Here is a 20158-nt window from a genome sequence, read left to right on the forward strand (position 1 = left end):
CCTGCTAAAGCTGCCCTAATGCCCGGCAAAGCCATTATGGCTGGCACAACACCGCGATCGCAGCCATGTCCCCCAAGATGGTATCGAATCCCACCCTTCCCGGTCGCCAGGCCGCCGTCGGCACGGTGCATCTTGTCGGTGCCGGCCCCGGCGATCCCGACCTGTTGACGCTGCGCGCGGCGCGGCTGCTAATGAGCGCCGGACTGATCGTTCACGACGGCCTCGTCGATCCTTCCATTCTCGCGATGGCACGGCCGGGCGCCCGCATGATCTCTGTCGCCAAGAGCCGCTCGCGCCACACGATGAAGCAGGAGGCGATCTGCGATCTGCTCGTCCGCGAAGCTCTGGAAGGCAACGATGTGGTTCGTCTGAAAGGCGGCGACCCCTTCATCTTCGGACGCGGCGGCGAAGAGGCCGAAGCCTGTCACGCGGCCGGCGTTCCCGTCGAAGTCGTGCCCGGGATCACCTCGGCGCTGGGCGCGGCAGCGGCGGCACAGATCCCGCTGACTCACCGCGACCACGCCTCGATTGTCTCGTTCGTGGCCGGCCAGTGCAAAGGCCTTACCGATCAGGACTGGTCCGGCCTTGCCGGCAAGGGCCGCACGCTGGTGATCTTCATGGGCGTGGCCACCGCGCCGCTGATCAGCGAAAAGCTGATCGCCGATGGCCTTACCCCCGACATGCCGGTTGCCGTCATCGAAAAGGCGACCCGCTCCGACATGCGCGTGCTGCGCTCCCCGCTCGCCGGCCTGGCAGACCTGGTCGAAGCCGAGCGGGTGAAGAGCCCGGCGCTGATAGTCATCGGCGAGGTCACCGCCGAACCCGATCACACACTTTGCGCACTCGCATCGAAAGCCGGGGCGCTGGAGACGACACAATGAAAATCCTGACGGGCAACGACCTCAAGAGCGGCGCGGTCACATGGTGGACCGGCGTCGGCTGGTCGCTCGATGTGAACGACGCCGCCGATGTCGGCGAAGACGGCGCCAAGATCATCGCCCGCGAGGAAGGCGCGCAAAACGTCTTCGCCGCCTACGTGATCGATGGCGTGAAGACAGCCGAAGGCGTGCGCCCCGCGCATATCAAGGACCGCATCCGCGCTCTGGGCCCCACCGTGCGCCCCGACCTGACGCTGAAGCCGTCCGACCCCGAAGCCGTGAACTGGGTGATCTGATGTACAAGTATGACGAATACGACCAGCAGATGGTCGACACGCGCGTTGCGGAATTCCGCGACCAGGTCCGCCGCCGCCTTTCCGGTGAACTGACCGAGGACCAGTTCCGCCCGCTGCGCCTGCAGAACGGCCTCTATCTGCAGCTCCACGCTTACATGCTGCGCGTCGCGGTGCCTTATGGCACGCTGAACTCGGCACAGATGAAGGTGCTGGGCGATATCGCGGACAAGTACGATCGCGGCTACGGCCATTTCACCACGCGCCAGAACATCCAGTACAACTGGATCAAGCTGGAAGACACGCCCGACATCCTCGCCGATCTGGCGAAGGTGGAAATGCATGCCATCCAGACCAGCGGCAACTGCATCCGCAACATCAGCTCGGACCAGTACGCCGGCGCCGCGGCCGACGAACTCGTCGACCCGCGCCCTTACGCCGAGCTGCTGCGCCAGTGGTCGAGCTTCCACCCGGAATTCCTGACCCTGCCGCGCAAGTTCAAGATCGCGGTGATCGCCAGCGAGACTGACCGCGCGGCCATGCGTCTGCACGATATCGGCATCAAGATGGTCAAGAACGACGCAGGCGAGATCGGCTGCCAGTTCTACGTCGGCGGCGGCATGGGCCGTACCCCGATGATCGGCCCGATGATCAAGGAATTCGTCCCGCTCGATCAGCTGATCACGTACTCGGAAGCCTGCCTGCGCGTCTACAACCGCTACGGCCGCCGCGACAACAAGTACAAGGCGCGTATCAAGATCCTCGTCCACGAGCTGGGCAAGGACGAATATGCTCGCCAGGTCGAGGAAGAGTTCGCGCATCTGCTCAGTCAGGGCATCGAACCGCCGCTGGCCGAGCTGGAACGCATCAAGCCTTATTTCGACGATCCGGCTTTCGAGACCGACGCGTCCGACGATCTTGATCTGTCCGATCCCGATTTCCGCCTCTGGGTGGAGCGCAACTGCCATGCCCACAAGCAGGCCGGCTACACCATTGCCACCGTCAGTCTGAAACCGATCGGCGGCATTCCGGGTGACGCCAGCGCGGACCAGATCCGCCTGATGGCGCAGCTCGCCAAGGACTACAGCTTCGATGAGCTGCGTGTCACCCATGCGCAGAACATCGTCTTCCCGCACGTGAAGAAGGCTGACCTCTACACCCTGTGGCAGAAGCTGGACGAGGCGGGCCTCGGCACCGCGAACCTCGATTCCGTAGGCGACATCATCGCCTGCCCCGGCCTCGACTATTGCAGCCTTGCCAATGCCCGTTCGATCCCGGTCGCGCAGAAGATCTCCGAGCGCTTCGGCTCTGCCGAAAAGCAGGCCGAGATCGGCGAGCTCAAGCTGAAGATCTCCGGCTGCATCAACGCCTGCGGCCACCACCATGCCGGCCACATCGGCATTCTGGGCGTCGATAAGAAGGGCGTGGAGAACTACCAGCTGCTGCTCGGTGGTAGCGAAGGCGCCGACACTTCGCTGGGCAAGATCACCGGCCCCGGTTTCGACGAGGACGGCATTGTCGATGCCGTCGAGAAGGCTACCGGCGTCTATCTCGCCAACAGGCAGGAAGGGGAACGCTTCCTCGACACCTACCGCCGCATCGGCATGGATCCGTTCAAGGAGGCTATCTATGGTTGAAGTCCAGTTCCGGTTCCGTGACGACGAGGCGGTCAACGATCCCGCTGTCACCGTGGATGCCTTTACCGATCAGTCCAACGCGACGGCCGTGCGTATCGAGCCGGGCGATGATGCCCGGGCCTTGCTGCCGTACCTCGATCAACTCGCGCTGGTGGAAGTGAACTTCCCCGCCTGGACCGACGGGCGCGGCTATTCTTCCGCCCGCGTGCTGCGCGAGGCCGGCTACACCGGCGAAATCCGCGCCGTGGGCGACATCGTGATCGACATGCTCGGCCACCTCAAGCGCTGCGGTTTCGACGCCTTTGCGCCGGAGCACCCGCTCAACCCCACCGACGCGCAGAACGCGTTCGATCGCTGGGACAACGTCTACCAAGCCACCGCCGACGGCCGCCAGCCCATCTGGGCAAAGCGCCACCCTGCAGGAGTCTGACCGGAGGGACACACCGATGCCCAACACCGAAGCTTCCCGTATTCGCGACCGTATCGACACCGGCCCTCGCTTCAGCGAGACTGATGCAGTGCGCCTCAACCGCCTGTTCCGGGGCACCGACACGACAGAAATGCTCGAAACGATGCTCAAGGAACGCATGGCCGGCGATGTCGCGATCGTGTCGAGCTTCGGTGCGGAAAGCGCGGTGCTGTTGCACCTCGTCAGCCAGGTCGACCCCTCGGTGCCGGTGCTCTTTCTTGAAACGGGCAAGCACTTCCCGGAAACGCTCGCCTATCGCGACCAGCTCGTCGAACGGCTGGGCCTGACGGACCTGCGCAACCTGATGCCCGCTCCTGAGGATCTGGCCAAGAAGGACGAGAACGGCCTGCGCTGGTCTTTCGATCCGGACGGCTGCTGCGATATCCGCAAGGTGAAGCCGCTGGCCAAGGCCCTGCTCGGCTTCGATGCCACGATCACCGGGCGCAAGGCGTTCCAGTCCTCGACCCGGTCGAGCCTGCCGCGTTTCGAGATCGACACGACGGACGAACAGGGCCGGCTCAAGATCAATCCGCTGATCGACTGGTCACCCGAACGCATCGCCGCCTATATCGAAGAGTACGACCTGCCCCCGCACCCGCTGGTGGCCGAAGGCTATCCCTCGATCGGCTGCATGCCCTGCACCAGCAAGGTCGCTCCCGGCGAGGACCCGCGCTCGGGCCGCTGGCGCGGCTGGGACAAGACCGAGTGCGGCATCCACAAGCCCGGTGACGAAAGCAGCGGCCCGTCGAGCGACCTGCCGCCAGGCTTCGATCCGGTATTCTGATCTTGCTTCGCCAGCGTTCCGCCCGGAACGCTGGCGAGCCCAGGCTCGTCAGCCGATCATCATCAGGCTGGCATTGCCGCCGGCAGCGGTGGTGTTGATCGAGGTCGAGACTTCCTCAAGCAGCCAGGCGCAGTTCGGCCCCGGCCCCGTATGCACCGGCACGATCGGGCCTTCCATGCCCGCAACAGCCTCGCAGACCGCTGCAACCGCATCGCCTTCTCCTTCGACCAGACAGGCGGCGAAGGCTTCGCCGCCATCGGGCGCGAAGCATGCAGCCACAGTTTCCGGCAGGCCTTCGGGAAGGGCCATACCCTGCACCGTCGCCCGATTGCCGCTGGCCAGTACGGCCGCCATCTGGCCGAACAGCCCCTGTTCGGTGGCAGGGCGCAGCAAGATGCGGCCTCGCGGATGGAGCGCGTAGAGGTTGCGCTCGCCAACCGGCCCGGGCAGTTCGCGTACCGTACCGAGCGCAGAAGCCGCACCCAGTGCACGCGCGCGGGAAGCCGCCACACTATGGCCGCGCTCCTCCAGCCAAGCGGCAAAGGCCTCGACGAGAGGATTCGCTACGCCTGAAGGTTCCAGCACCTCTGCTACCTGCTTCACCAGACGACCGAGATAGAGAGGTCCGCCCGCCTTGGGGCCAGTGCCCGAGAGCCCGCGCCCGCCGAATGGCTGCGAACCGACGATGGCACCGATGACGTTGCGGTTCACATAGACGTTGCCGACACGCACGCGCGACGTGACTTGCGCCACAGTCTCATCGAGCCGGGTGTGAAGGCCAAAGGTCAGCCCGTAGCCGGTCGCGTTGATCTGATCGATCAGCGCGTTCATATCCTTGCGGCGGAACCGCACGACATGCAGCACCGGTCCGAAAACTTCCCGCCCGAGATCGCTGATGGAGCCGATCTCGATGATCGTCGGGGCCACAAACGTGCCTCGAACCGCGACGTCTTCGGGCACGTCGAACCGGGTCACGCGGTGCCCTTTCGCGCGCATGGATTCGACATGCCACTCTATGTTCGCCTGTGCTTCGGCGGTGATGACCGGACCGATGTCCGTTGCGAGAACGTCGGGATTGCCGATGCGCAGTTCAGCCAGCGCGCCCTTGAGCATGTCCAGCGTCCGGTCGGCCACGTCCTCCTGCAGGCACAGAACGCGCAGCGCGGAGCAGCGCTGACCCGCGCTGTCGAAGGCTGAAGCGATCACGTCGCCCACAACCTGCTCGGCCAGAGCGGAAGAATCGATGATCATCGCATTTTGCCCGCCCGTCTCGGCGATCAGCGGAATCGGCTTGCCATCGGATGAGAGGCGCCCGGCCAACTGACGCTGGATCAGGCGCGCTACCTCGGTCGAACCGGTGAACATGACCGCAGCCACTTCCGGCGCGTCGACCAGAGCCGCGCCGACGCTGCCATCGCCCGTCACCAGTTGCAGCGCGTCTTCCGGTACGCCCGCTTCGTGCAGGATACGCACCGCCTCGGCGGCGATCAGCGGGGTTTCCTCGGCAGGTTTGGCGAGCACCGGGTTGCCCGCGACCAGCGCCGCAACGACTTGCCCGGTGAAGATGGCGAGCGGGAAGTTCCAGGGGCTGATGCAGACCACTGGCCCCAACGGGGCCTGATCAGCACCGAAGGTTTCGCGCGCCTGCTTGGCATAGAAGCGCAGGAAATCGATGGCCTCGCGCACTTCCGCCACTGCATTGGCGGCAGACTTGCCCGCTTCGCGCATGGCAAGGCCCATGAAGAGTTCAAGCCGCTCCTGATAGATGTCGGCGGCGCGGTCCAGCATGGCGGCACGCTCCGCCACGGGGGCATTGCCCCAACCGCTTGCGGCGGCCCGGGCCACGGCCTGTGCCGCATGGACGGTCGGCACATCGAAGACGGTCCCAACCTGATCGCGATGATCGGCCGGGTTCAGAACCGGTCGCGGCCGGGCATCCGCGCTTTCCACCCCTGCCGTCCAGTTCTGCGATGCCGATTGGCGCAAGGTATGAGCAAGCGACTGCAACGCCAGTTCGTCGGTGAGATCGATCCCGGCAGAGTTGCGGCGTCCGGGGAAGATATCGCCGGGCAAAGCAATCAACTCATGGTGCGCGCCCGGCTTTGGCATGGCGCGAACGACCTCTACCGGATCGGCGACAAGCTCCGATACCGGCACGGCCGGATCGCCAATGCGGTTCACGAATGAGGAATTGGCGCCGTTCTCCAGCAGCCGGCGGACGAGATAAGCCAGCAGCGTCTCATGCGTACCCACCGGGGCGTAGATGCGGCAGGGCCGGTCCAGCTTGTTCGCGCCGACGACCTGCGAATAGAGCGCCTCGCCCATGCCGTGCAGGCACTGGAACTCATACTGGCCCACGGAGAAGTCCGGCCCGGCGAGGTGATAGATCGTCGCCACCGTCTGGGCATTGTGCGTGGCGAACTGCGGAAAGACCTCTTCCGGCGCGGCGAGCAGCTTCCTGGCGCAGGCGATATAGGCGACGTCGGTGTGGACCTTGCGGGTATAGACCGGAAAGTCGCTCAGCCCTTCGACTTGCGCACGCTTGATCTCGGCATCCCAGTAGGCGCCTTTCACCAGCCGCACCATGATGCGGCGCTGCGAACGGCGGGCCAGATCGATGATCCAGTCGATCACCATGGGGCAGCGCTTGCCATAGGCCTGCACCACGAAGCCGAGCCCGTTCCAGTCCTTCAGATCGGGATCGAGCGCGAGGCTTTCCAGCAGGTCGAGCGAGAGTTCGAGACGGTCGGCTTCTTCGGCATCGATGTTTAAACCGATGCCGTGCTCGCGGGCCATGGCCGCCAATGCCTTCACGCGAGGCAGCAGCTCGCCCATCACCCGGTCCGCCTGCGCGCGCGCATAGCGCGGATGAAGCGCGGACAGCTTGATCGAGATGCCCGGTCCCAGATAGACGCCTTTGCCCGCGCCGGCATCGCCGATGGCCTCGATGGCGCGGACGTAGTCGTCGTAATAGCGCTCGGCATCGGCGGCAGTCATCGCCGCTTCGCCCAGCATGTCGTAGCTGTAGCGGAAGCCCTTGGCCTCCCATTCGCGCGCACGCCTTAGAGCTTCAGCGATGGTCTCGCCGACGACGAACTGCTCGCCCAACATCCGCATCGCCAGATCGACACCGCGGCGGATGACCGGTTCGCCTGCCCGCGCGATCAGCCGGGTCAGCGCATTGGACAGCCCCTTGTCATCCACGCTGCCCACCAGCTTGCCCGTCACGACCAGACCCCAGGTAGCAGCGTTGACGAAGAGCGATTTGTCACCGCTCAGATGACCACTCCAATTGCCGTGAGCGATCTTGTCGCGGATCAGCGCGTCGCGCGTAGCCGCATCGGGAATGCGCAGCAGCGCTTCAGCCAGACACATCAGCGCAACGCCCTCCTCGCTGGAGAGCGCATATTCCTGAACCAGCCCCTCGACTCCGCCGCTCTTGCGTTCGGCCCGCAGTGCGGTGACGAGTTTCTCGGCGGTATGGCGGATGGCCCTGCGCGTTTCGGCCGGCACGCGTGCCGATTCGAGTAGCGGCGCCAGGCATGCGGCCTCGTCACGACGCCGGGCCTCGGCGATGGCTCGCCGAAGCGGCGACAGGTCACGGACGGTCGGTGCGAAGGCGGCAAAGGGGGGCGTTGCGTTCATGCGGCAGATCATACAATGGGTACGTCTGGCAATGTGCCTTTTCGATGGAACTTATAGAGTCCATTTGACCTATGTTGTGGGATATTGAAGGTAATATGGATGACCGAAGACCATACGAAAGCCGATCTGGATTCTCTCGATCGTAAAATCCTCGCCGTTCTGAGCCGCGATGGTAGAATCACCGTTACCGATCTCGCGAAAGAGGTCGGGATGTCGAAAACGCCGTGCCAGGTTCGCATGCGCAAGCTGGTCGACAGCGGTGTGATCCAGGGCTTTCGCGCGATTGTCGATCCGGCCAGCCTCGGCCTCGATCATGTCGCCTTTACCGAGGTCAAGCTGTCCGACACGCGCGAACAGGCGCTCAGCGAGTTCAACCGGGCCGTGCAGCGCATTCCCGAAATCGAGGAATGCCACATGCTCGCCAGCAGCTTCGACTACCTGCTCAAGGTGCGCACGGCCGACATCCGCCGCTACCGCGTGGTGCTGGGCGAGAAGATTTCCAGCCTCCCGCATGTTTCCAGTACCTCCACTTTCGTGGCGATGGAAACGGTGAAGGACACCAGCCGATAGCGCGGCTAAGAGCAGCCCCTCCCAATCGCGGGGATGACGGGGAATGAACTTCCAGATTCGTGCCTAGTGCGGATCGCTGGCACGCTGCCGTACGGCTGCATCTTGTACACTTGCCCAGTGGCGATAGCATGCACGCAAACAATCACCGGGAGAGAAGCCAATGCCTGACGCCGCACCCGTCGCCATCGTCACCGGGGCCAGCCGCGGCGCCGGCCGGGGCATAGCCGTAGCGCTGGGTTCGCACGGCTGCACCGTCTACGTCACCGGGCGATCGCAGAAGGAGGGCGATGCCTCGATGCCGGGCACGATCCACGCCACCGCGCGCGAAGTGACCGAGGCGGGCGGCAAGGGCATTGCCGTCGCCTGCGACAGCAGCGACGATGCGCAGATCGCCGTGCTCATCGATCAGGTCATGGCCGAACAGGGCCGCCTCGATATCCTGATCAATAACGCCTGCGCCGTGCACGACCGGCTCAACGATCCCGGCCAGTTCTGGGAAAAGCCCCTCGCGATCGGCAACATGATCGACGTGGGCGTGCGCAGCGGCTTCGTCACCTCATGGTATGCGGCGCCGCACATGGTGAAGCAGGACAAGGGCCTGATCCTGTTCACCTCCTCCCCCGGTTCGATGCACTACTGCTTCGGCCCGGCCTATGGTGCGCACAAGGCCGGCGTCGACAAGATGGCCTTCGACATGGGCGTCGACTTTGCCGATGCGGGCGCGAACGTAGCCGCGGTCTCGGTATGGATGGGTGCCCTCACCACCGAGCGGCTGACGCAGATGATGGAAGCCGAACCGGAACGCTTCGCGCACCTCGACGGCTTCCTGGAATCGGCAGGCTACACCGGCCACCTCGCCTGGGCGCTGTGGAACGATCCGGAATTGATGAGCTACAACGGCAAGACGGTGATCGGTGCGGAACTGGGCCAGCACTACGAGATCACCGATATCGGCGGAAAATACCCGCCCTCCGCGCGGCTCGGCACCGGGGCCGAACCGCCGCAGTACGCACCTTACAAGGTGAAGTGAGGTTCGTTTACACCATCGTCATCCCAGCGCAGGCTGGGATCGCGGTGAGTATAGCGCTGCACGCAAAGCGATCCCAGCCTGCGCTGGGATGACGCTAGTTCAATAGCCTCCAGCTAAGCCCGGACCGCGTTCACTTTCGCCGTGCCGAACATGCCCATCTTGCATTTGCCGGTGATCGAATCCGCCGTGGCCTGAAGGTCGTACTTGAGCGTGACCTTCATCGGCTTGTCGACTTTCACTTCGAACTTCATCCGGCCATCCTCGAAAGTGCCGCCCGAGAATTCCTGGCGGCCTTCAGGCGCGGAGAGGTAGCCGGAAAGCGACGTGCCCTCGGTGTCGAAGTGGGCGAGGAATGTCTGCCCTCCCATCGGGGCCTTGAGCGTCATATCCCAGTCGCCATCGATGCTGGCGGTGGCTGGCGCCGGTTCAGTCTCGGGTGACACCGCGACAGTTTCGGCAGGCACTTCTTCCGCAACTGGCGCGGCCACCGCCTTTTCCGCAGGCGCCTGATGGCCGGAGACATTACGCTGCTCGATCACATCGAGAATGCGCGAGGGCGTCAGCGGCAGGGTCACTTCGCCCGCTTCACCGCCAAGCTCACCGAAGGGCGCGAGGGCATCGGCAATGGCATTGACCAGCGTCGGCGGGCCGATGATGGCGCCGCCCTCGCCCACACCGCGCATGCCACCGATGGTCTGCGACGGGGTGTTGGCGTGCAGGTATTCGAAGTCCGGTACGTCCGAAATCGTCGGCATCAGGTAGTCCTTGAACGTCGCCGCCAGCGGATTGCCGCGCGCGTCGTAGGGCATGTCTTCCAGCAGCACCTGCCCGATGGCCTGTGCGAGACCACCCGCGATCTGGCCCTCGACGACGCCGGGGTTGATCACGGTGCCGCAGTCCTCGGCGCTGACCCAGCGCAGGATCTTCACGAAGCCGGTCTCGGCATCGACTTCGACCACGCAGCAGTGCGCGGCGCTGGTCATCGTCATCGGTGGCGGCTGATAGCGGAACTGGGCCTCCAGCCCGCTCGCCATGCCCTCGGGCAGGCGGGCGGGTTCGCCATAAGCGATCTCGGCCAGTTCCTTGAGCGAGCGCGACATTTCGGGCGCCCCTTCGACATGGACCATACCACCGTCGATGGTGACGGCGTCCACACTGGCGTTGGACAAGTGCGCGGCGACGGCCTTGACCTTCTCCGCCAGCATCTCGGTCGCTTTCCAGGTCGCACCACCGGCGATCACGCCCTGACGGCTGCCCGCCGCACCCGGGCTGAAGGCACCAATGGCGCTGTCGCCTTCGAAGATGGAAATGTCCTCGTAGGCAACGCCCAGCCGGTCGGCGATGACCTGAGCCATCGTGGTCGCCGTGCCGTGTCCTTGCGAGTGGGTGGAGAGCATGGCGACGATCTTGCCGGTCGGCTCGATGCGCAATTGCACCGTCTCACCCGTCATCGGCTGCATGGCGCCTGCCGAGCCGGTCGGCTCGATGTAGGTCGCGATACCCATGCCGAGATAGCGCCCCTCCTTGCGGGCCTCCGCCTGCTCCCGCCGGAACGCGGCTATATCGACGTTGGCGACGAGCTTTTCGAGGCATTCGCCCGGTGTGATGTCGGTTACCTCGATGCCCATGTTCGACGTAACCGGCTGATCGGGCAGGTAGATCAGGTTCTTGCGGCGCAGTTCGACCGGGTCGACGCCCATCTTGCGCGCGGCCTTGTCGAGCGTGGTTTCGCGGATCAGCGATTCCATTGCCCAGGGGCCGCGATAGCCGCCGAGCCCCATCGTGTTGGTGTACCAGCCGCGCGTCACGAAGCCGTAGGCGGGCAGCTTGTAGGCCGGCCACATGAACATGTGCACAGCGATGTTGGCATCCTCGCCCATGGGCCAGGCGCCGTTATTGCAAGCGTAGTCCGACCAGCCGGCAAGCAGCTTGCCCTCATCGTCGAGGCCGATGGTCAGCGTCACTTCCTGCTCGCGCGCGTGGCTGGACGCGGTGAGCGCCTCGAAGCGGTCCTCGATCCACTTGAGCGGACGGCCGAACAGCCGTGCGGCAACGACCACCGCCACTTCCTCGCGCCAGGGGATGTTCTTGAGGCCGAAGCCGCCGCCGACATCCTTGGCGATGACGCGGATCGATTCCTGCGGCATGCCCAGCGCGTGCGCCACATAGCGCGCGGCGAGATGCGGGCTCTGGCAGCCCATCCACACCGTCATTTCGCCCGAACCCTCGGGCGAGGCCACGCAGGCGCGGCATTCCATGGGCGACTGGGCGATGCGCTGGTGGCGGATCGTATGGGTTACGACGTGCGGCGCCTTGTCGAGGAGCGGCTGGATCGCTTCTTCCAGCATGTCCTCGTCGCCCATTTCAGCCGCAATATTGTCGTCCTTGTCGGGATGGACGAGCGCGCCCGTCTTGGCATCGGCAATGGTGACGAGCGGCGTTTCCTCGTCGATCTCGAGTTCGATGAGCGCCGCGGCGTCTTCTGCCTGCGCGCGGCTCTCGGCAATGACCATGCAGACCGGGTCGCCCACGCAAGCCACGCGCCCGTCGGCCAGCAGCGTGACCGGGCTCTCGATCGGCGTGAAAAAGAAGCTCAGCATCTGCACCGGGATCGCGGCGAGATCGGCCTGCGTGTAGATCGCCTGAACGCCGGGCATCTCGCGCGCCACGCCCATGTCGATGGAGACGATCCTGCCGCGCGCAACCGGGCTGCGCACGAAGGCGATGTGCAGCATGCCGGGCAGCTGGATATCGTCGGTAAACTGGCCGCGCCCGGTCAGCAGGCGGCCGTCTTCCTTGCGGGGCGTACGTTCGCCGACATAGCGCGTCGCGCCCACACTGCTTGCGTGATAGTTCATGCCGCTTCTCCCGCGAGCTGGCGTATGGCGCGGCGGATGCCCTGGTAGCCGGTGCAGCGGCAGATGTGGCCGGACATGGCCGTTTCCATCTCCTCGGTGGTGGCCGAAGGATTGTCTTCCAGCACGGTCGCCAGCGTGATCGCGACGCCCGGCGTACAGAAACCGCACTGCAGCCCGAAATTGTCCTTGAGCGCCTGCTGGACGCGGTGAAGCGTGCCGTCCGGTTTGGCGAGGCCTTCCACCGTGGTGATCTCGCTGCCGTTCGCCTGTACCGCGAGCATCAGGCACGAGCGCATGGCCACGCCGTCCACCCGCACCGTGCAGGCGCCGCAGACGCCGTGCTCGCAGGCGAGATGCGTGCCGGTATAACCCAGCCCTTCGCGCAGGAATTCGCCCAGGCTCGTGCGCGCTTCCACCGTGGCGCTGTGACGGTGGCCGTTGACGGTCAGATCGATCTTGTGCTCGCTCATGCGGCGCTCCTGAGATCCAGTGCCTCGCGCAGGGTACGGGCGAAGATGCGCTTGCCGACCGTGCGGCGATATTCGGCGCTGGCGTGATGGTCATCGAAGGGGGCGGTATCGGCGACGGCAAGCGCGGCGACGGCATCGGGATCGATCTCCGCCAGCGCCTTTCCGATCAGCGCCGCTTCGGCCTGACGCGCCTTGATCGGCGTCGGCCCCATGCCGAACCAGGCGATGCCCGCGCGGGCGACCTTGCCGCCTTCCAGCACCAGAGCCCCGACCATGCCGACGAGCGCGAAGTCGCCGGTCCGCTGCGCAACTTCGCGGAACAGCACGACATGCCCGTCCGGCCAGTCCGGATAGACGATGCCGGTCACCAGATCCTCGGGCTCCAGCACGGTCATGTAGGGGCCGATGTAGAAGTCTTCGGCCTTGACCATGCGCGTGCCCTGCGCCGAGGTAATCTCGATCGACGCGCCCAGCGCGACGGCAGCCGCTGGCATTTCCGCCGCAGGCTCACCCAGCGAGACAGAACCGCCCACAGTGCCGCGATTGCGGGTCTGGTAGTGGCCGACGTGCCCGAGTGCCGTGACCAGCGCGGGCAGGTGCTGCGCCAGCGTCGAATCGCGGAGCGCTTCGGCCTGACGCGTGGCAGGCCCGACACGGGTTCCGCCATCGATACGGCTGACGCCCTTGAGATCGGCGATGCCGTTGATGTCGACGAGGATGAAGGGCTGGCTCATGCGCAGGTTGAGCAGCGGCATCAGCGTCTGCCCGCCCGCGATCACGGTTGCGCCGCCGCCTGCCTCGGCTAGAATCTGACAGGCTTCGGCCACATTCGTCGGCCGCGCGTAGTCGAACGGTGCAGGTTTCATCGCCGGCCTCCCCGGCGCCCGGCCTCGTAGGCGGCAGCCGCGGTCACCACTATCAGAACCACCATAAGAAGCGTTTGCGAAGGCAAGTGCCAGGCCCCCAGCGCATAACCTGCCAGCAAGGCCATGACGAGGGCGGCGACCCAGCCCCACAGCGGCGCGGGTTGCGATCCTGCCGGTGCCGGCGCGGGAGCAGCCGCGGGCGCCGCCGTGACCGGCGCCTGCGCCGCTCCGGATGCCTGCGGCGCAGCCTCTGCAGCTGCCGTAGCGCCCTGCCCGCTTACAACTTCGCCAAACTTGGTGAAGAACTTGCCGGCCAGGTTCTTGGCGGTCGCATCGATGATCGGTCCGCCAAGCTGAGCCATACGCCCGCCGACTTCCGCCTCGACCTCGTAGGACACCAGCGTACCGCCACCCGGGGCATCGGAAAGGCGCACTTTCGCGCCGCCCTTGGCCGAGCCGGCAATGCCGCCATTGCCCGATCCGGTGATCGTATAGCCGTTGGGCGCATCGATATCCGAAAGCTGCACATTGCCTTTGAAGCGCGCACCGATCGGGCCGATCTTCACTTCGGCGACCGCCACGAAGCGATCGCCGCCTTCCCTTTCCAGGCTCTGGCAACCGGGAATGCATTGAGCGAGAACGGCGGGGTCGTTCAGGGCCTCCCACACCTTCTGGCGCGGCGCGGCAATCTGCTGCTCGCCGGTCATCTGCATTCTGGTCTCTCCCCAATCCTTGACGTTGAACCGGCATCGCTGACCGGCTGCGCTATGGGCGCGATACAACGACGAGATGGCGCGCGATGCAACCCCTATGAGCGACTATAGATCATATTTTGTTGGAACATGCAGGTATCGCTGCTGCGCTGGTCATGCCACCTCTCCCTTGACCGAAGCCCTCGCAGCCAACACGATCATGGCGGCACCGAAAATCGGGCCAGGGGAGAGACTATGACCGACCTGTCCGCCATGCAGTTCACCGAACTGGCATCCGGGATCTATCTGGAGGGCCTCTCGGTCGATCACGAACGCGACGTGATCTGGTACAGCGACGTCGTGGGCGGCGGCATCCATGGCGTGAAGCCCGATGGCAGCCCGGTCGCCGTCCTCGATCCCGAACGCATGTGGACCGGCGGCATCATGATGAACGCAGACGGCGCGGTCCTCTCCAGCGGACAGGGCGGCGTGCGCTGGAACAATCCCGACACCGGCGCCTCCGGCTGGCTGATCGAGGAAATCGACGGCAAGCCCGTCAATGGCGTGAATGAGATGTGGCCCGACGGTAAAGGCGGAATGTTCTTCGGCACGATCGACATGGAATACATCATCGCCGCACGCGAAACCCGCCCCGTCGCGCTCTACCGGCTGACGCGCGATCGCGAGGTCATCCAGCTTGCCGGGAACATGCGCTTCACCAACGGCATCGGCTACAACCCGGCGCGCCGCGAGTTCTACTGCTCCGAAACCTTCGGCAAGGGCCTGATCTGGGACGTCACGCCCGATCTCATGCTGGAGAACAAACGCGTGCTGCTCGACCGCGACGACTGCGACGGCCTCGCGCTCGATTGCGAGGACACCATCTGGATTCCGGGCGTCTACTCCCCGGGCATCATCCGCCGCGTGACACCGCAGGGAGAGGAGCTGAAACCGATCCCGACCCCGCCCGGCGCCACCACGCAAGTCCGCTTCGGCGGCCGCGACGGGCGCGACATGTACATCGTTCTGGTCCCCGAAGATGCGGGCGATTGCCTCAAGAACGGGCGACCGCTTTCGGGCACCTCATCGCTATGGCGCGGGCGCTCACCGGTCGCGGGCGTGAAGGTTCCGCCCACCGGATTCGTACTGTCCTGAAGGGAGGTCCCGCCGTGGCGATCTCGCCGCACCGGCGCTGGCCTGCAGGCAAACCCGGAGCTACCTAGGCAGCTCATCCGATAGCCGAGAAAGAAGGGAAGAGGTCATGAGTGCGAGTGCAGTCCCCGGCACAATCGTCATCACCGGTGCTGCTGGCGGCATGGGCAATCCTGCAGCCATCCGCTTTGCCGCCAAGGGCCGCCCCCTGCTCCTGTGCGACCTTCATGCGGAACCCGTCGAAGCGCTTGCCGCCGTGCTGCGCGGCACCGGCACCGATATCCGCACGCTGGCCGGCGACATTGCCGCGCCCGACTTCTCCGACCAGATCGTGGCCAAGCTCGATGGCGGCCCCATTGCCGGGCTGGTCCACACCGCCGGCCTCTCGCCGACAATGGCGGACGGCGAGCGTATCTTCGCGGTCAACTACGACGCGACCCTGAACCTCATCGCCGGACTGCTGCCGCACTTCTCGGAAGGCGCCTGCGCCGTGCTGATCTCCTCGGTCTCCGCCTACATGCTGGGCGACCCGACCATGCTCGGCGCCATCCGCGAGTTCGTGCTGAGCGGCGACAAGAGCGGCATCGCGCAGTTCATGTCCAATCCCGGCATGGCCTACGCGGTCTCCAAGCGCGCGGTGATCGGCCTCGTCGAGCGTGAGGCGACCGTCTTCGGCGAACGCGGCGTGCGCATCGCCTCGATCGCGCCGGGTTTCATCGACACCTCGATGGGCAAGGCCGAAGCGGAATCGAGCGAGCAGATGCGCGCGATGATCGGCATGGTGCCGCAAAAGCGCATGGGCCATGGCGACGAGATCGCCGCGGTCGCGGAGTTCCTCTGCTCCCCCAACGCCTCCTACATCAGCGGCTGCGACATCCGCGTCGACGGCGGCATCGTCGGCCATCTCGGCATGCGGGAGGCCGGCAAGTGAGCATGGAAGCCGACCTGAACGATCTCGCGAAGACGGTCGGCTACCTCAAGGACCGGCAGGACATCCTCGACTGCATCGTGCGCGAGTGCCGTGCACGCGATCGGCAGGACGTGGAACAGATCGCCTTGTGCTGGTGGGAGGACGGCGTCGACGAACACGGCCCCGTCGTCAGCTTCGCCCCGGACTATCCGGCGCGCGCCAACGCCGGACACAAGGCGGCGTTCCACATGACCAGCCACAACATCACCAACCACTTGTGCGAACTCGATGGCGATGTCGCCTATTGCGAAAGCTACGTGATCGGCGGACTGCGCTGGCTCGACGGCGAGAAGACCTCGATCGCCTTCGGGCGCTACATCGATCAGCTGGAAAAGCGCCCCAACGCCAAGGGCGATCCCGAGTGGCGCATCAAGACGCGCCGCTGCACGATCGAGATGACCGCCGACGCCGATCCCGACTGGCTGCACTCCGATGCGATCAAGGGCTTCCTGAAGCCGCTGTGGAGCAAGGAAGATCCTTCCTACGAACGGCCGATCACGTGGAAGCCCAAGGACGAAGGGGTGCGCTGGTAGCAGGCAACTTTACCTGCCATCCCCGTTCGGATGGGTAAGGCCCTTTTCTTTCAGGCGTTCGAGAAATCCGATTCCCGCTCCACCACCGTCGCAATACGGAAAGCCGTGCGGTCGAAAAGGTTCTTCTCGTCCTCGATGATCTCGTCGGGCATCAGGCTGGTGGTGATATAGGCCAGCGTCCCGCGATAGGTCTCTTCATTGTCGAACCACAGCTCGGTGATTACGTCCGGCGCATCGGTGAATTCGCCGGTTTCGGGATGCGGCTGGGGATCGATGTAACGCCGGATGTAGCGCGAAACGCCGCTGGAATACTTCTCCGCAAGTGGCGCATGCTTGCTCTCGTAATAGTCGCGGAACGCCTCGACCGAGATGTCCGGTCGCCGCTTCATGAACAGCAGGATCTTGTAGGTCTGGTCCGCCATTAGCCTCTCCAACGTTGCCTTCTTTTGGCGAGGTCTAACACAAGCGCGTGGCCTGCGCCTGCCGCCACGGCGATCAGACGAGACGCCCCTGCCGGACCATCACTCGAATTCCTTGGCAACCCGCTTGTGCGCCTTGCGTTCGCGGTGCGCGCGCCATCCTCCGCGTATCAATGCCGCGACCAGAAGAAACGGGACCAGGGAGGCTCCCAAAAGAATTATCGCCCACATACCTGCGGCTCCGAAACTGGCTTTCCAACGTGGCGTTCGCGGATTTCCGAAAAGCAAATTCAAAGCCCGGGAGAGCGTGTCCCCCGGGCTTCGCTTTGCCTCAGTTCACCGTCTTGGGACGATAGACATCATCCCCCGGCTCGTCGTTGTCGGCCGCTGCGGGCGCTTCCGGAACCGCCGGCTCGATTGCGCCCTGCACCATGCTGGCGAGGGTGCTGCCGTCGAGGCCGAGTTCCTTCATCAACCCGTCGATCATCGGCGCCTGGGCGCGATAGGCCAGCGCGGCGCTGACCGCGTCGTTGGCGAGGTTGCCCGAGCCACCGACCGGCGCCCCGGCACCCGATGCACCGCCCCCCTTCTGGGTGAGGCCATCGACCTGCACGATCTTGATCGAATCGATCGCTTCCATCGGACGCACGCTTTCGCGCACGACTTCCGGCAGGACCTTGAGCAGCGCCATCTTCATCTGCAGCGAGACCTGATCCGAAGACAGGATATTCGCGGCTTCGTTGATAGCCCGCTGACCGGCTGCCTCGACCTCGAAGCGAACGCGCGCGGCTTCCGCACGCAGCTTCTCGGCTTCGGCCTCACCTTCCGCTTCGAGCCTTGCGGCTTCGGCGCGGTTGGATGCGGCTTCCTTTTCGGCCTCGGCTTCCACCTTGACCGAGATCGCCTGACGTTCGGCCTCCTTGGCCGCTTCGATCAGTTCGATCCTCTTCAAGCGCTCGGCCACCTCGGTTTCGCGGCTGGTCGTAACCTGCTCCTCGGCGGCAACCGCCTTGGCGCGGGCTTCGTCGGCCTGAGACTTGGCCTGGCTTTCCTCGCGGCTCTTGTTCTGGATCGCGATCTGCTGTTCCTGACGGGCAATTTCCAGCGCCTGTTGCTGGGCAATCGTCGCTTCCTGCACCGCGCGATCCGCCTCGATCTGCTGGCTGTCGATCTTGCGCTTGGCCTCGATGCGCGCGCCTTCGGCTTCCTGACTGCGCAGCGCCTGTTCGCGCGCGACTTCGGACGCCTGCTCGGCGCGGCGCATCTCAACCTCGCGCTCCTGCTCCAGCCGCGCGAACTCGTTATCGCGCTGGATCGAGAAGCTCTGGCGTGCCGCCTCCAGATTCTTGGTCTCGATCTGCACCCGGGTGTCCTGCTCGATGTCGTTGCGCGTCTTCTTGCGCAGCTCGATCTGCTCGGTCAGCTTGGTCAGACCTTCGGCGTCGAACGCGTTGTTCGCATTGAAGTGCTCGATGGAAGTCTGGTCGAGGCCGGTCAGCGAGACCGACTCCAGCTCAAGACCGTTCATCGCAAGGTCCGCTGCGGACACCTGCTGCACTTTCTGCACGAAATCCGCGCGTTGTTCGTGAAGCTGGTTCATCGACATGCCCGCCGCGACGGAACGCAGCGCGTCGACGAACTTGCCCTCGACGAGATCCTTCAACGCCTCGGGATGCATCGTGCGCGCGCCGAGGGTCTGCGCGGCCATGGCAATGGCCCCGGCATCGGGACGCACGCGAACGTAGAATTCCGCCTTCACGTCGATCCGCAAGCGGTCGAGCGTGATCAGGGCATCCCCGTTCTTGCGCTCCACGGCGAGACGCACCGTGTTCATGTTGACCGGCATCGTCTCGTGGAAGATCGGCAGCACCAGAGCGCCGCCGTTCATCACGACCTTTTCGCCGCCGATGCCCGTTCGCACGAACGCGATTTCCTTGCTCGCACGGCGATAGAGCCGCGCCAGCATCACGCCGAACACGATGAGCAGGATCACGATGCCACCGGCGATCACGCCGATGCCCATCAGGCCTCCCGTAAGACCATCCATTTTTCTTCTCCTTCAAGGGAATGCTGCGGACGGCACCATGCCCCGCTCTCGATTTCATCCCAACTCAAATGCGCGCACGCAGTTGAGCTCAAATGACATCGACCGGCATTTCGCGGCGCGTCAGGCAGACGCGCGGCGGCGAAAAGGTTTCAAGAAAAACCCGGCATCGCCGACTTGAACAGACAGTTCGTGCTGACAGATTGACGTCACACCATGACTAGTGATGTCGACGCACCGTAAATCAAGATCGCAGCCCGCACGAACTTCGTCCGATACTGGCGCTCATCTTCCGCTTCTCCGAACCAAGATGCTGCGGACGGCATCGCGCCCCGCTCTCGATTTCATCTTGTCTTGTAGTTGTATAGCGGAAGGCCGGATCGCCGCCTAGGAAAACCGGATCTTTGCGAGTCGATTGCAGGTAGAGATTGCAGAGATTTAATCGCAAATCCACTCCCATGCTGAAGATGTCGTGCACGGCAGCATAAAGAATGATCCCGCCGCTCCAGAAGCCGCGCCGTCTGATCGCACACTACAACGTTACAGTCATGCTCGGAAAGGACGTAGAAATTGGAGTATCTACAACATGATCGGCCTCAAGAGCTCGCCTCACTTGATTGGCAATTTCGGCTCTATATGAGTCAATCCTTGGCACTAAAGAGTATATGTCAGTAGTGTCAATTTGCACTGTCCGCATTTGATTGACATCGAAAGGCACTCTATCGGGAACGGATAACCTGAACAATAGGAAGTTTCACAGCATGCCGTAAGGCAAGCTGGAGACCCGCAAAAACCGGGTTGGACAAGGCTTGGGAGCCTGACGACGGAGATGCCGATGCTGCCGGACG

Annotated in this window: 17 protein-coding genes; 10 read left to right on the forward strand and 7 right to left on the reverse strand. The window is 64.5% G+C overall.

The genetic code is table 11. The features are described from left to right. The first annotated feature begins 65 nt into the window (after nt 1-65). The 5 genes from cobA to IEX64_RS13915 are packed head-to-tail and all read left to right on the forward strand — an operon-like array spanning nt 66 to nt 4061. A complete protein-coding gene (gene cobA / locus IEX64_RS13895; RefSeq protein ID WP_373290154.1) occupies nt 66-881 on the forward strand; it encodes a uroporphyrinogen-III C-methyltransferase in 816 nt (271 codons plus the stop codon). Continuing rightward, nucleotides 878-1174, forward strand: coding sequence for a DUF2849 domain-containing protein (locus tag IEX64_RS13900; protein WP_188820306.1), 297 nt, complete (start codon nt 878-880; stop codon nt 1172-1174). The genes cobA and IEX64_RS13900 overlap by 4 nt, the downstream gene beginning before the upstream one ends. Next, on the forward strand, nt 1174-2808 hold the full coding sequence (locus IEX64_RS13905; protein WP_188820308.1) for a nitrite/sulfite reductase: 1635 nt from the start codon (nt 1174-1176) through the stop codon (nt 2806-2808). The genes IEX64_RS13900 and IEX64_RS13905 overlap by 1 nt, the downstream gene beginning before the upstream one ends. Beyond that, a complete protein-coding gene (locus IEX64_RS13910) occupies nt 2801-3238 on the forward strand; it encodes a DUF934 domain-containing protein (protein ID WP_188820310.1) in 438 nt (145 codons plus the stop codon). Before IEX64_RS13905 ends, IEX64_RS13910 begins: the two co-directional genes overlap by 8 nt. A gap of 16 nt (nt 3239-3254) precedes the next feature. After that, nucleotides 3255-4061 carry a phosphoadenylyl-sulfate reductase gene (locus tag IEX64_RS13915; protein ID WP_188820312.1) on the forward strand — a complete coding sequence of 269 codons (807 nt, stop codon included), beginning with the start codon at nt 3255-3257 and terminating at the stop codon, nt 4059-4061. Between the two features lie 48 nt (nt 4062-4109). Here the strand turns inward: IEX64_RS13915 and putA are convergent, their stop codons facing one another. Beyond that, nucleotides 4110-7706, reverse strand: a complete 3597-nt coding sequence (putA, locus tag IEX64_RS13920) for a trifunctional transcriptional regulator/proline dehydrogenase/L-glutamate gamma-semialdehyde dehydrogenase (protein ID WP_188820313.1) — start codon at nt 7704-7706, stop codon at nt 4110-4112. A gap of 99 nt (nt 7707-7805) precedes the next feature. Here putA and IEX64_RS13925 point away from each other — a divergent pair, with 99 nt between their 5' ends. Together IEX64_RS13925 and IEX64_RS13930 are read left to right on the forward strand one after the other, a co-directional pair. Continuing rightward, on the forward strand, nt 7806-8276 hold the full coding sequence (locus tag IEX64_RS13925; RefSeq protein WP_188820315.1) for an Lrp/AsnC family transcriptional regulator: 471 nt from the start codon (nt 7806-7808) through the stop codon (nt 8274-8276). Between the two features lie 160 nt (nt 8277-8436). Beyond that, on the forward strand, nt 8437-9306 hold the full coding sequence (locus IEX64_RS13930) for an SDR family NAD(P)-dependent oxidoreductase (RefSeq protein ID WP_188820317.1): 870 nt from the start codon (nt 8437-8439) through the stop codon (nt 9304-9306). Between the two features lie 113 nt (nt 9307-9419). Here IEX64_RS13930 and IEX64_RS13935 read toward each other — a convergent pair whose 3' ends face one another. From IEX64_RS13935 to IEX64_RS13950, 4 genes are read right to left on the reverse strand one after another with little or no spacing between them, the layout of a single operon-like run. After that, nucleotides 9420-12164, reverse strand: a complete 2745-nt coding sequence (locus IEX64_RS13935) for a xanthine dehydrogenase family protein molybdopterin-binding subunit (RefSeq protein WP_188820320.1) — start codon at nt 12162-12164, stop codon at nt 9420-9422. Continuing rightward, a complete protein-coding gene (locus IEX64_RS13940; protein WP_188820322.1) occupies nt 12161-12634 on the reverse strand; it encodes a (2Fe-2S)-binding protein in 474 nt (157 codons plus the stop codon). Before IEX64_RS13940 ends, IEX64_RS13935 begins: the two co-directional genes overlap by 4 nt. Then, complete coding sequence (locus IEX64_RS13945) at nt 12631-13500, reverse strand: FAD binding domain-containing protein (RefSeq protein ID WP_188820324.1); 870 nt, start codon at nt 13498-13500, stop codon at nt 12631-12633. Before IEX64_RS13945 ends, IEX64_RS13940 begins: the two co-directional genes overlap by 4 nt. Next, complete coding sequence (locus tag IEX64_RS13950; protein WP_188820326.1) at nt 13497-14213, reverse strand: SRPBCC family protein; 717 nt, start codon at nt 14211-14213, stop codon at nt 13497-13499. Before IEX64_RS13950 ends, IEX64_RS13945 begins: the two co-directional genes overlap by 4 nt. A 234-nt stretch (nt 14214-14447) precedes the next feature. Here IEX64_RS13950 and IEX64_RS13955 point away from each other — a divergent pair, with 234 nt between their 5' ends. The 3 genes from IEX64_RS13955 (at nt 14448) to IEX64_RS13965 (ending at nt 16847) form a co-directional block, all read left to right on the forward strand. Then, nucleotides 14448-15347 carry an SMP-30/gluconolactonase/LRE family protein gene (locus IEX64_RS13955; RefSeq protein WP_188820328.1) on the forward strand — a complete coding sequence of 300 codons (900 nt, stop codon included), beginning with the start codon at nt 14448-14450 and terminating at the stop codon, nt 15345-15347. Nucleotides 15348-15453: 106 nt separating this feature from the next. After that, nucleotides 15454-16275 carry an SDR family NAD(P)-dependent oxidoreductase gene (locus IEX64_RS13960; protein WP_188820330.1) on the forward strand — a complete coding sequence of 274 codons (822 nt, stop codon included), beginning with the start codon at nt 15454-15456 and terminating at the stop codon, nt 16273-16275. Between the two features lie 2 nt (nt 16276-16277). Further along, a complete protein-coding gene (locus IEX64_RS13965; RefSeq protein ID WP_229710354.1) occupies nt 16278-16847 on the forward strand; it encodes a nuclear transport factor 2 family protein in 570 nt (189 codons plus the stop codon). 50 nt (nt 16848-16897) lie between these two features. Here IEX64_RS13965 and IEX64_RS13970 read toward each other — a convergent pair whose 3' ends face one another. Then, complete coding sequence (locus IEX64_RS13970; protein ID WP_188820334.1) at nt 16898-17269, reverse strand: EthD domain-containing protein; 372 nt, start codon at nt 17267-17269, stop codon at nt 16898-16900. A gap of 328 nt (nt 17270-17597) precedes the next feature. Then, nucleotides 17598-19289, reverse strand: a complete 1692-nt coding sequence (locus IEX64_RS13975; RefSeq protein ID WP_188820388.1) for a flotillin family protein — start codon at nt 19287-19289, stop codon at nt 17598-17600. Between the last annotated feature and the right edge of the window lie 869 nt (nt 19290-20158).

It is taken from the genome of Novosphingobium indicum (genome assembly GCF_014645195.1).
Taxonomy (GTDB): domain Bacteria; phylum Pseudomonadota; class Alphaproteobacteria; order Sphingomonadales; family Sphingomonadaceae; genus Novosphingobium; species Novosphingobium indicum.

What these genes read in the sequence shown, in the direction of transcription:
- IEX64_RS13915 (WP_188820312.1), top strand. Translation starts at nt 3,255, where the DNA reads ATGCCCAACACCGAAGCTTCCCGTATTCGCGACCGTATCGACACCGGC.
- putA (WP_188820313.1), bottom strand. Translation starts at nt 7,706, where the DNA reads ATGAACGCAACGCCCCCCTTTGCCGCCTTCGCACCGACCGTCCGTGAC.
- IEX64_RS13955 (WP_188820328.1), top strand. Translation starts at nt 14,448, where the DNA reads ATGACCGACCTGTCCGCCATGCAGTTCACCGAACTGGCATCCGGGATC.
- IEX64_RS13970 (WP_188820334.1), bottom strand. Translation starts at nt 17,269, where the DNA reads ATGGCGGACCAGACCTACAAGATCCTGCTGTTCATGAAGCGGCGACCG.
- IEX64_RS13900 (WP_188820306.1), top strand. Translation starts at nt 878, where the DNA reads ATGAAAATCCTGACGGGCAACGACCTCAAGAGCGGCGCGGTCACATGG.
- cobA (WP_373290154.1), top strand. Translation starts at nt 66, where the DNA reads ATGTCCCCCAAGATGGTATCGAATCCCACCCTTCCCGGTCGCCAGGCC.
- IEX64_RS13965 (WP_229710354.1), top strand. Translation starts at nt 16,278, where the DNA reads ATGGAAGCCGACCTGAACGATCTCGCGAAGACGGTCGGCTACCTCAAG.
- IEX64_RS13975 (WP_188820388.1), bottom strand. Translation starts at nt 19,289, where the DNA reads ATGGGCATCGGCGTGATCGCCGGTGGCATCGTGATCCTGCTCATCGTG.
- IEX64_RS13960 (WP_188820330.1), top strand. Translation starts at nt 15,454, where the DNA reads ATGAGTGCGAGTGCAGTCCCCGGCACAATCGTCATCACCGGTGCTGCT.
- IEX64_RS13935 (WP_188820320.1), bottom strand. Translation starts at nt 12,164, where the DNA reads ATGAACTATCACGCAAGCAGTGTGGGCGCGACGCGCTATGTCGGCGAA.
- IEX64_RS13945 (WP_188820324.1), bottom strand. Translation starts at nt 13,500, where the DNA reads ATGAAACCTGCACCGTTCGACTACGCGCGGCCGACGAATGTGGCCGAA.
- IEX64_RS13930 (WP_188820317.1), top strand. Translation starts at nt 8,437, where the DNA reads ATGCCTGACGCCGCACCCGTCGCCATCGTCACCGGGGCCAGCCGCGGC.
- IEX64_RS13925 (WP_188820315.1), top strand. Translation starts at nt 7,806, where the DNA reads ATGACCGAAGACCATACGAAAGCCGATCTGGATTCTCTCGATCGTAAA.
- IEX64_RS13940 (WP_188820322.1), bottom strand. Translation starts at nt 12,634, where the DNA reads ATGAGCGAGCACAAGATCGATCTGACCGTCAACGGCCACCGTCACAGC.
- IEX64_RS13910 (WP_188820310.1), top strand. Translation starts at nt 2,801, where the DNA reads ATGGTTGAAGTCCAGTTCCGGTTCCGTGACGACGAGGCGGTCAACGAT.
- IEX64_RS13905 (WP_188820308.1), top strand. Translation starts at nt 1,174, where the DNA reads ATGTACAAGTATGACGAATACGACCAGCAGATGGTCGACACGCGCGTT.
- IEX64_RS13950 (WP_188820326.1), bottom strand. Translation starts at nt 14,213, where the DNA reads ATGCAGATGACCGGCGAGCAGCAGATTGCCGCGCCGCGCCAGAAGGTG.